This is a genomic window from Candidatus Limousia pullorum (assembly GCF_057405065.1).
In genome coordinates this window covers 2,572,299-2,584,619 of record NZ_CM171614.1, presented here as the reverse complement: position 1 = coordinate 2,584,619, position 12,321 = coordinate 2,572,299, and the positions used below count along the sequence as shown (strand labels likewise).

The window sequence follows — 12,321 nt, the reverse complement described above, 5'->3', positions numbered from 1 at the left end:
TTATAAAAGAATTATAAGTAAAATATGTGTTTTAAAAATAGATTGCTGTTTTTAAGGTATAGATACTATTTTTGTCTGTTTTTTAAGAATACTATCTGTATTGAATTTTGCTGTGATTTTGAGAACAATCCTTACATAAATCAATCGGTGTTGAATAATTCTCCTGAATATGGTATAATTTCTAATCAAAGATTTTTATATTTATGTAAGGAAGTGATACCGATGTCCATAGAAAAGGTCAGAGAATATTTAAAGAAATATGACGCTGACAACAGAATATTGGAGTTTGATTCTTCAAGCGCAACTGTAGAATTAGCCGCAGTTGCAGTAGGCTGTGAACCTGCAAGAATTGCAAAGACTCTTTCTTTCGATGTAAACGGAAAGTGTGTTTTAATTGTAGCGGCAGGGGATACAAAGATTGATAACAGCAAATACAAGGCTCAGTTTCATACAAAGGCAAAGATGCTCAGCTTTGATGAGGTTGAGGAGAAAACAGGCCATAGAGTCGGCGGAGTTTCCCCATTTGCGGTAAATCCGGGAGTTGAAATCTACCTTGATGCATCATTAAAAAGATTCGATACCGTATTTCCTGCATGCGGAAGCAGTAACAGCGCAATAGAGCTTTCCTGCGACGAGCTTGAAAGGTTTTCTGAAACGGACAAGTGGATTGACGTCTGCAAAGGCTGGCAGTAATATTACGCCCAAAACTACAAAAAACAATACTGTAAATAAATCGGAAGAAAAGGGAATGCAATGAGTAAAAAGATTAAAAAGGATACCTTCGTGCAAGGTACAATGATTGCATATTTGGCTATCATAATTACCAAGGTTATGGGTGCGCTTTACAGCATACCTTTTTATGCGATAATCGGTGAAGAAGGAGGAGTTATCTACTCCTGTGCCTACAACGTATATAACCTTTTTCTAAACATTTCCACCTCGGGTATACCGGTGGCAGTAAGTATTATAATCAGCGAGTACAACTCTCTGAGAATGTTCAAGGCTAAAGAAAAGACTAACCGAGTTGCTACAAAGGCGGTTTTCCTGTTTTCGGCGTTTGCGTTTTTAATAATGTTTATATTTGCCGAATCTATAGGAAGATTTTTCATGACCGATTCAGGCGGCGGAGTTTCCGGCTCAGATATGGCTATTGCTATAAGGACTGTTTCATTCTGTCTTTTGGTAATTCCGTTCTTGAGTATGAAGAGAGGTTATCTCCAGGGACATGAGTTTATCTCTATATCCTCATACAGCCAGGTTATTGAGCAGTTTGTAAGAATATTCGTGGTTCTTGTGGGTTCATACCTTGTTATAAATGTATTGGGAATGAACATAACTCTCGGTGTTGCAGCGGCTTTGTCGGGAGCACTGTTCGGAGGAGCGGCAGCTCTTTGGTATCTTTCAAGAAAGATAAGCAAAAACAGAGAGGTTTTTGATACTGCCGACGGCCCTCTTGATAACAGAAATGTCAGCACAAAGACAATACTTAAAAAGATATTAAAGTGCTGTATTCCTATTATTATAGTATCTATTGCCAGCAACCTTTATGATCTTACAGATATGAAGCTGGTTATGATGGGACTTGAGCAGCTTCATTTCCCGGGAGCAGAAAGCCAGATTATCGCCAGTGTAAAGGCTACATGGGCACCTAAAATTTGTATGATAATCAATTCCTTGGCTATAGGACTTTCCTCCAGCGTTGTTCCTTATATAGTAAGCAGCTACGTTAAGAAGAGAAAAAGAGAGGTAAACAAAAAGTTTAACCATGCCATAAATACGGTTATTATAGTTACTGTTCCATGTGCAGTAGGCATAATGATGCTTTCAAATGAAGTTTATTATGCATTCTATGGTGAGAGCGCATACGGCGGTCCAATTCTTGCCTTGCAGGTTATTATAAATGTTATAAGCAGTATTACAATGGTTGCAAGTATGGCTCTTCAGAGTATCAACAGGGCAAAGCTTGTGTGTGTAACAACTGTTATAGGACTTTTAATCAACGCAGCGCTTGACTTGCCTTTTATGTATCTGTTCAGCTTCCTTGGATGGGAACCATACCTTGGAGCTTCTGTTGCAAGTATAATCGGATATTCAATCTCATTATATATTATGTTCAGAAACCTGAAACACACAATGAAGTTCCGCTATACTTCAATATACAGACTTCTTCTCAGAATGGCGATACCTCTTGTTGCTATGATTGCCGTTGTATGGCTTTTGGGATTTGTTCTTCCGGGAACAAGCAACGGATACTTCATGCTGATTGTTTCCTTGGCGGTATACGGTACAGTAGGCGCAGCGGTTTATTTGTTCCTTTGCTATAAAATCGGATGCTTGCAGGATGTTTTCGGCGATGGAGTTGACAAAATATTGATAAAGTTCCATTTAAAGAAAAAGAAAAACTGAAAGATATAAACATTATTTCAGCTATATAAATAAAAATTGCAAATCTACAAAAAAAGGAAAAAACTTCAGGAAACATCTTGAGGTTTTTTCTTTTTTGCTTTAAATTGCATGTCATTTCTAAAATGTATATTTTATTCTTTTTTATTTTGGGAAGTATGGTTAAAAATAGCTCATGGTTTTTGTAACTATTATTGTATTGTTTTATGTTGTATTTTGTGTTAGTATTGTTTAGGAATAGCTATTTAATGCTGGACGTATAATAATTTTTAATGAATATTTTGAAAAACAAAGGTGTTTGTTATGATTATAAAAAAAAGAAATAGAGCGAGATTATTAGTTGGCCTGACGGCACTTTTAGTTGTCTCGGCATTGATTTTTACCGGATGCAGCAAAAAGCTTGAACTTTCAATAGGAAGTGAAAAAATTACAGATGAAGAATTTTTAAATACTATGAATAGTATAAAGTTGGATGTTGCCAATGAAATTACCAAGGGAAGCAATGTAAATATTGATGAATCCTTTTGGAAAACCGAGCAAAACGGAGAGCTTCCTTATGAGGTTCTTGCCGATAGGGTTATTGAAGAGTTAAAGCAGGTTCATGCAGTGTATGAATTGGCAATGGAGTATGGTTATATAGATTCTGCTTCTTATGATGAAATATATAAAAGAATGGAACAGGAAAATCAAAGCCGCTCAGAGGCCATTGAAAACGGCGAGGTTGTTTACGGTCTGTCATCATTCAGCTATAACGTATATTTGGAATATGAGATGGACAGTCTTCAGAAGGCCTACTGTGAGGATTTGACCAATCCAGGTATGGAGGTTACCGAAGAGGAAAGCAAGGCCTACTATGAAGAAAACAAAGACACAATGTTTTATATGTATGACGACTTTACAATTCAGTATGTAAGGGTTCCATATGACGGCTATCTTACCGACGAAGAGAAAAATGAGATATATTCCCAGATGATGAGTCTTTACTCAGAAGCCGATACAAATATTGGAGATTATATAGACTCATATCCGGAATTAAAAGAATATTACGGAGAAGAGGAGATACTCTCCGACGAGGCTGACTACATGTCCAAAACCATAGGTGATGTTATGGAAATCGGATATGACCTTGATGCAGGAGAGAAAAGTGCTGTAATTGACCAAAACGGATATCTGTTTTTAGTTCAGTGTCTTTCAAAAACAGAGCATGACTACAAACCCTTTGAAGATGTAAAAGCAAATATTGAAAAAATCCTCCGTGAAGAACATTACGACCAGGTTGTAGAAGAAAAAGCGGAAAGTTTGCAGGTTGATTGCAATTATGAAGACATTTATAGTTTCACTCTTGAAAATATAAATTAAATCTAAGAAGGAGGTTAAAAACATGACCAAAACCAGAAAAGGAGGAAAAACAATGAAACGCTTGCTGGTTATGCTGCTCAGTATTAGCATGATTTCAGGGTTGTTCACTTTTGGACTCGGAAATGCATCAGCTGATGAAGTTGACACAACGGCAGATGTAGGAACAACTTACTATATCAGCTCATTGAACGGCGATAACAACGCAGACGGAACATCACCTGACACTGCATGGGAATCAGTTATGAAGATTAACGATATCACATTGCAGCCGGGCGATAAGGTATTGCTTGAAAGGGGTTCTGTATTTAATTATCAGTATCTCCATATTAAGGGAAGCGGCTCCGCTGAAAATCCAATTATCATTGGAACATACGGCGACGAGGATGCTGCTAAGCCTGTAATCGATGCAAAGGGCCAGGGCATCTGGTATCAGGATTACGGTGTAACCCTTGACAATGCACAGCATGTAAACAAAGGATATGTTTCATCAACAATCCTGCTCTACGATGTAGAGTACATCGAGATTAGCGGTCTTGAGATTGTAAACAATGTAAGCTTCGAAAATGAGGACTACAGCCTCAGAGAGAAGATGAACAGAACAGGTGTGGCAGTTGTAGCACAGAATGCCGGTACAATCGACCATATTGTTCTTGATGACCTTTATATCCACGATGTAAAGGGTAATGTTTACGACAAGCACATGAACAACGGCGGTATTTACTTCACAGCATTTATGCCTGAAAATGAAGCAGAAACAGGAATTGCAAAGTACGACGATGTAATTATCAAGAACTGTACTGTTGAGAATGTAAGCAGATGGGGTATCGCTCTTGCTTATACAGCTTATCATGCTCAGTTTAATGCAGCAGAAATTCCTGACGATATCTGCCAGAAGTACGGAGCTACAAATGTAATTATCAGAAACAATTACATTAAGGACGTAGGCGGCGACTCTATCACAACAATGTACTGCTTCAGACCTGTTGTTGAGTACAACGTTTCCGACGGAGCTGCAAAGGAAATCAACGAGGAAATCTATAATGCTACAAGCTTCGGACGAGTAGCAGCTGCTGTATGGCCGTGGAAATGCAAGGACGCCGTGTTCCAGTACAACGAAGTATTCGACACCTACTATAACGGTGACGGACAGGCATGGGACGCAGACTGGGGCGACGGCGTAATCTATCAGTATAACTACAGCCATAATAACGAAGGCGGCTGCGTAATGATTTGCGGCGTACAGGCAGTTAACACAATATTCAGATACAATATCAGTTATAAGGATCTTATAGGTGCTTTGGATCTGCCGGGTAACCCGAGAGCAGATTTCTATAACAACGTATTCTACATGGCAGAAGGAGTTCCATTTATCAGAGAGCGTTCTTCAGGCGGTGTAGCAGTTCTTACAAATAACATTATCTATAATGCAGGCGAAACAAAGACAGAAGACTGGAGCAATAACTGCACAGTTACTTATGACCATAACCTGTATTACAACTACAATGAAATACCTGCTGATGATGAAAATGCAGTAACAGGCGATCCTATGTTTGTAAATGCAGAGTCTGCACCAACATCTACAACAGGTGTTGTACACGACAGAACTGCTTTTGACGGATTTAAGCTTCAGGACGGCTCACCTGCAATCAATGCCGGTGTTTATGTATCAGGAAGCACAGGATATGACTTCTTCGGAAACAAAGTAGGTCTTGTACCTGACATCGGTGTATACGAGTCAAGCGTAGAAGATACAATGGTTGAAGGCGTATTCTCAAATGTATATGAAGTTACCGACACATGGATTAACGGAATTGCAAAGGGAACAACAGTTGAAACATTGCTTTCAAACCTCATCTATGATGAAAGAACAACTGTAAAGGTATACAACGAGGACGGTACAGAAGTTACCGAAGGCGTGCTTACAGATACAATGGTATTGAAGGCAACATATAATGATTCCGTTAAGGAGTACAAGCTTGGAATTGAGAAAGTTTACACAGAGTACTCACCAGAGGGAATGACGGCTACAGTAGGAAGCTACCAGCCAAATAATGCAACAGAAGGCGGCGGCGACTTAGCACTTGACAATAACTTGTCAACTATGTGGCATACAAACTGGAACGGCTGCGCAGAGAATGAGAGATGGATTGCAATCGATATGGGAACAAAGCAGGATGTAGCCATGCTCAAGTATGTACCACGCAGCACCGGAGGAACAAACGGAATTATCACAGAATATGAAATATATGTAAGTGATACAGGCGAAGACGGCAGCTGGACAAAGGTAGAAACAAGAAGCAATACATGGGCAGGCGACAGCACTGTTAAGTATGCTGAGTTTGACACTGTAAATACAAGATTTGTAAAGCTTGTTGCAACAGAGTCTTTGTCACAGAATGCAGGACTTATATTTGCCAGCGCAGCTGAGATAAGACTTGGCTACGAAGCAGAATGATAAGGAGGTGCTGAAATCATGACAAAAAAATTAGTATCAATAATCTGTTGTCTGACATTAGTATTAACAGCATTTTCTTCTTTGTTTTCTGTATCAGCTGTTGAAGGTGAAACAGATACTAATGATGTAGGAACTACATACTATGTCAGCACATTGACAGGTAAAGACACAAATAACGGTACAAGTGAGGACACACCTTTTTACAGTCTTTCAAAAATCAATGAAATTACATTGCAGCCAGGCGACAAGGTGTTGCTTGAAAGAGGTTCTGTATTCGATTATCAGTACCTCCATCTTAAGGGAAGCGGCTCCGCTGAAAATCCAATTATAGTTGGAACATACGGCGATGAAAAAGCTGCAAAGCCGGTAATCGACGCAAAGGGCCAGGGCATCTGGTACCAGGATTACGGCAAGGCTCTTGACAACTCACAGCACGTTTACAAGGGATATGTATCCTCAACAATTCTGCTTTACGATGTAGAGTACATCGAGATAAGCGGTCTTGAAATCGTAAACGATGTTTCTTTCCTCAACGAGGACTACAGCCTCAGAACAAAGATGAACAGAACAGGTGTGGCAGTTGTAGCACAGAACGCAGGTACAATCGACCATATCGTTCTTGATGACCTCTACATCCACGATGTAAAAGGTAATGTTTATGACAAGCACATGAACAACGGCGGTATTTACTTTACAGTATTTATGCCTGAAGATGAAGCATCAACAGGAATACCAAAGTATAACGACGTAACAATTCAGAACTGCTACGTAAAAGACGTAAGCAGATGGGGTATTGCCCTTGCATACACAGCATACTACAACCAGTTCAATGCAGCTGAAATTGACGACACAGTATGCCAGAAATACGGCGCTACAGATGTAGTAATCAAGAATAACTACATTGAAAGCGTTGGCGGAGACGCAATCACAACAATGTACTGCTATCAGCCTCTTGTTGAATACAACGTAGCTGATGGAGTAGCAAAGGAAATCAACGCAGACATCTACAGCGCTACAGCTTTCGGACGAGTAGCAGCAGGTATCTGGCCATGGAAATGTAAAAATGCAGTGTTCCAGTACAACGAAGTATTTGACACATGCTACAACGGAGACGCTCAGGCATGGGATGCAGACTGGGGCGACGGAACAGTTTACCAGTACAACTACAGCCATAACAACCAGGGCGGTGCAGTTATGGTTTGCGGTATACAGGCAATCAATACAGTATTCAGATACAACATAAGCTATAAGGATCTCACTTGTGCTCTTGACATTCCGGACAATGCACCAAAGGCAGAGTTCTACAACAACGTATTCTATATGGCAGAGGGAGTTCCATTCCTCAGAGTAGCTGACAGAAACAACGGCGCAAACCAGACCGGTACAGCAGTTGTTAGAAACAACATCATCTATAATTCAGGCGCTGAAAAGTCAGAAAACTGGAGCGGTAAGAACAGCACAGCAAATATGACATACAGCAACAACCTGTATTATAACTACACAAATACACCAACAAGCGATGCAAATGCTGTTACAGCAGATCCTCTCTTCTGGGGAGCAGAAGCAGCACCTACTACAACAACAGGCGTAGTACACGACAGAGCAGCATTTGAAGGCTTTAAGATTTCCAAAGATTCACCGGCAATCGACGCAGGTGTTGTAATCGACGGATTTACAGGAACAGACTTCTTCGGCAACGAAGTTACAGGAACACCTGATATCGGTGCTTACGAGTATCAGGAAGGCGACGTTCCATCAGGCGAAGTTGACAAGACAGAACTTTTGGCTGAAATCGCAAAGGCAAAGGCTCTTGAGGACTACACAAATGCCAACGGAACATACACAGAGGCAAGCTACAGCAAGTTCAACGAAGCTTTGACAAAGGCAATCGAAGTTTCCGAAAGCGAAACAGCTACACAGCTTGATGTAATAGCTGCTAAGAACAATCTTACATCCGCTATTGAAGGACTTGTAAAGGTTGACCCGAACTTCTATATGTATAAGGAAGACTTTACAGTAAATACATCAGGCGCATGGCTCCAGTGGTCATCCTCTGACGGACAGTCATCAGGCGTTGCTTCTCAGGAAGCTGCAAACGATATTATGTTTGACGGAAAAGAAGCAGGCTTCTGGCTTTCACAGAAAGATATTCCAAACGTATATATCGATGTAGTATTCGGCGATACAGCAAAGACCGTAAAGGGATTTGAGTACGTAGCAAGAGAGAACGGCAACAATAAGATAAAGACTGTAGAAATTCTTGTTTCAGAAAACGGAACAGAATTCACATCTGCCGGTACTTATACAGCTGAATATGACGGACAGACAGCTGAGATCATCTTTGATGAGCCTATAACTGCAAAGTATATCAGAATTAAGCCAACAGCAATTCAGAACGACGCATCTACAGGCGATCCAAATAAACTTGCAGTAAGCGAACTCAGAGTTATGAAGGTTCAGCAGCCGACATTTGAAAAGGGTGACGTAAACCACGATAATACAGTTGATATTGAAGACGTTACACTTATTCAGAAGTATCTCACACGTATGGAGATTACCGGTACATTTGATGAGAAGCTTGCTGATGTTGACGGCGACGGAAAGATTTTGATAAACGACGCAACACGTATCCAGATACAGCTTTCTAATAAATAATAAAATTAAGAAAATTATGTATCCTGATTAAAATGGGAACTCCTGTGGAGAATTCTCTCCACGGGGGTTCTTGTTTTAGATTTACTTTTTGAAAAAAACTGAAATTTAAAATCCAGAAGACAATAGGTATTCAAAAAAGGAATACACGAATATTGTGATAAATTTGTCTTTTGATTTCTTTTGCAAGTTGAATTTATTTGTGGATTTACAAAAATAAGAATTTAAAGATTAAATATTTTCCTTTTTTGTCTTATACAGTGTATAAAATTTTAGTTTAATAAAATATAACGAATACATTTTGATATTCTACATTATATATTAGATAAATTTATAGTTTCTTAATTTTATATTTTGTTCCTTTATCTTTTGGGAGATTGGTTTAAAAATTATACATCTTTTTTGTTATATCTATGTATTGTGTTATGGTTTTGTTTGTGTTAATATTATAAAAAAGAGAAATTTGTTCGTTACACCTGTAAAGAATATTATTAAATAGATATTTATTATTACGTTTATAATTTCATGTTTGAAATATAAAAAATGAGGCTAATTAACAAATCACAAAAACCGGAAAAGGAGGAAAAACAATGAAACGCTTGCTGATTGTATTGCTGACTTTGAGTATGATTTCAGGGTTGTTTACTTTTGAAATAGGAAATGTATCGGCAGATGAAGTTGATAAAACAGCTGATGTGGGAACAACATATTATGTCAGCACATTAAAAGGCAAAGACACCAACAACGGAAAAAGCGAAGATACACCGTTCTACAGTCTTTCAAAAATCAATGAATTGACTTTGCAGCCGGGAGATAAAGTTTTGCTTGAGAGAGGTTCTGTATTTAATTATCAGTATCTCCATATCAAGGGAAGCGGTTCTGCCGAGTATCCTATAATTGTGGATGCTTATGGTGACGAGAGCAAAAATATGCCGGTTATCGATGCAAAAGGACAGGGAATATGGTATCAGGATTTCGGAAATACTGAAAGCTCTCAGCATGTAAGAAAGGGTTATGTTTCTTCAACTGTTTTGCTTTATGATGTGGAATACATAGAGCTTAATAATCTTGAAATTGTAAACAATGTAAGTTTTCAGAATGAAGACTATAGCCTTCTTAGAAAAATGGATAGAACAGGTGTCGCTGTTGTATCACAGAACAAGGGAACAGTTGACCATATAGTTCTTAACAATCTCTATGTTCATGATATCAGAGGTAACGTATATAATAAGCAGATGAACAACGGCGGAATTATTTTCACAATGTTTGTTCCGGAAAATGAGGAAGCAACAGGCACTCCTACTTATAACGATATTCTTATAGAAAACTGTTTTGTAGAGAATGTAAGCAGATGGGGAATTTCCGTTGCTGTTACTGCATATGCATATATGTTTAACGCATCAGCAGAAGTTCCTGACGACCTCTGCAAAAAATACGGATGTACAAATGTAGTTATCAGAAACAACTATCTCAAGGACATCGGAGGAGACGCAATAACAACAAAATATTGTCTTACTCCTCTTATTGAGTACAATGTTTCAGATAACGCTGCAATGGAAATGAACAGCGATATTTACAGCGCAACAACTTTCAGTAATGTTTCAGCGGCTATTTGGCCATGGAAATGCAAGAATGCTGTTCTTCAGTACAACGAAGTATTCGATACTGCACATAATGGCGACGGACAGGCATGGGACGCTGACTACGGCGACGGAACAGTTTATCAGTATAACTACAGCCATAATAACGGCGGCGGATGCCTTATGGTTTGCGGTATAAATGCAATTAACACGACATTCAGATACAATATAAGCTATAAGGATTTAGTATGCGCTTTGGATTTACCGGACAATGCTCCTTTATCTCAGGTTTACAACAACGTATTCTATATGGCAGAGGGAGTTCCATTCCTCAGAGTAGCTGACAGAAACAACGGCGCAAACCAGACCGGTACAGCAGTTGTTAGAAACAACATCATCTATAATTCAGGCGCTGAAAAGTCAGAAAACTGGAGCGGTAAGAACAGCACAGCAAAGATGACATACAGCAACAACCTGTATTATAACTACACAAATATACCAACAAGCGATGCAAATGCAGTTACAACAGATCCTCTCTTCTGGGGAGCAGAAGCAGCGCCAACAATTTCTTCAATGAATGTACATAACAGAACAGCATTTGAAGGCTTTAAGATTTCCAAAGATTCACCGGCAATCGACGCAGGTGTTGCAATCGACGGATTTACAGGAACAGACTTCTTCGGCAACGAAGTTACAGGAACACCTGATATCGGCGCTTACGAGTATCAGGAAGGCGACGTTCCATCAGGTGAAGTTGACAAGACAGAACTTTTGGCTGAAATCGAAAAGGCAAAGGCTCTTGAGGACTACACAAACGCCGACGGAACATATACAGAGTCAAGCTACAGCAAGTTCAGCGAAGCTTTGGCAAAGGCAATTGAAGTTTCCGAAAGCGAAACAGCTACACAGTTTGATGTAATAGCGGCTAAGAACAGCCTTACATCCGCTATTGAAGGTCTTGTAAAGACAGATCCTAATTTCTATATGTATAAGGAAGACTTTACAGTAAATACATCAGGCGCATGGCTCCAGTGGTCATCATCTGACGGACAGTCTTCCGGTGTTGCTTCTCAGGAAGCTGCAAACAATATAATGTTTGACGGAAGTCCGAACGGCTTCTGGCTCTCACAGAACGATGCTCCAAACGCATATATCGATGTGGTATTCGGCGACACAGCAAAGACTGTAAAGGGAATACAGTATACAGCAAGAAAGAACGGCAATAACAAGATAAAGACTGTAGAAATTCTTGTTTCAGAAAACGGAACAGAATTCACATCCGCAGGTACTTATACACCTGAATATGACGGACAAACGGCTGAAATTATCTTCAATGAGCCTATAACTGCAAAGTATATCAGAATTAAGCCTACAGCAATTCAGAACGACGCATCTACAGGTGATCCTAATAAACTTGCAGTGAGTGAACTGAAAATTATGAAAGCTGAAAAAGTGCCGGCATATGAAAAGGGCGATGTAAACCACGATAATACAGTTGATATCAATGATGCAACCCTTGTTCAGCAGTATGTTGTCTGCATGGATATTTCCGGAATATTTGATTTGGAACTTGCAGATATGAATGAAGACGGAAAAATAACCATTAACGACGCAACACTTATTCAAATTAAGCTTCTTGACTCTTAACTCAAAATATATTATCCGCTAGCCTTATTTTTCGGATAATAAGAAAAACCCGTGGGGATAATCTCCACGGGTTTTTTGTGTCAAAAATCCATAGTACGGTATATTATGTAATATAAATAAAAGAAAGGGGTGAAAATATGGCAGATGAGCTTCAGATGACCGGACTTGTCCGGCAGTTGGATATCAGTCTGCGTCAATCTGCGTTCCGGTAACTGTAAGACCTTT

General features: G+C 39.3%; 6 protein-coding genes. All 6 read left to right on the top strand.

Annotated elements, in window-relative coordinates; translation table 11 throughout:
- Positions 1–222: 222 nt before the first annotated feature.
- Positions 223–693: a YbaK/EbsC family protein gene (locus CGICJO_RS12080; protein ID WP_486499090.1), complete on the top strand. Its 471-nt coding sequence runs from the start codon at positions 223–225 to the stop codon at positions 691–693.
- A gap of 60 nt (positions 694–753) precedes the next feature.
- Entirely contained in the window at positions 754–2,406 is a 1,653-nt protein-coding gene (locus CGICJO_RS12075) for a putative polysaccharide biosynthesis protein (RefSeq protein ID WP_486499089.1), read from the top strand.
- Between the two features lie 300 nt (positions 2,407–2,706).
- Positions 2,707–3,762, top strand: a complete 1,056-nt coding sequence (locus CGICJO_RS12070; protein WP_486499088.1) for a peptidylprolyl isomerase — start codon at positions 2,707–2,709, stop codon at positions 3,760–3,762.
- 22 nt (positions 3,763–3,784) lie between these two features.
- Positions 3,785–6,217 carry a discoidin domain-containing protein gene (locus CGICJO_RS12065; RefSeq protein WP_486499087.1) on the top strand — a complete coding sequence of 811 codons (2,433 nt, stop codon included), beginning with the start codon at positions 3,785–3,787 and terminating at the stop codon, positions 6,215–6,217.
- Between the two features lie 18 nt (positions 6,218–6,235).
- The gene (locus CGICJO_RS12060; protein WP_486499086.1) at positions 6,236–8,872 is read left to right on the top strand and encodes a discoidin domain-containing protein; all 2,637 of its coding nucleotides are present in this window, start codon (positions 6,236–6,238) and stop codon (positions 8,870–8,872) included.
- A gap of 587 nt (positions 8,873–9,459) precedes the next feature.
- On the top strand, positions 9,460–12,096 hold the full coding sequence (locus CGICJO_RS12055; protein WP_486499085.1) for a discoidin domain-containing protein: 2,637 nt from the start codon (positions 9,460–9,462) through the stop codon (positions 12,094–12,096).
- The last annotated feature ends 225 nt before the right edge of the window (positions 12,097–12,321 follow it).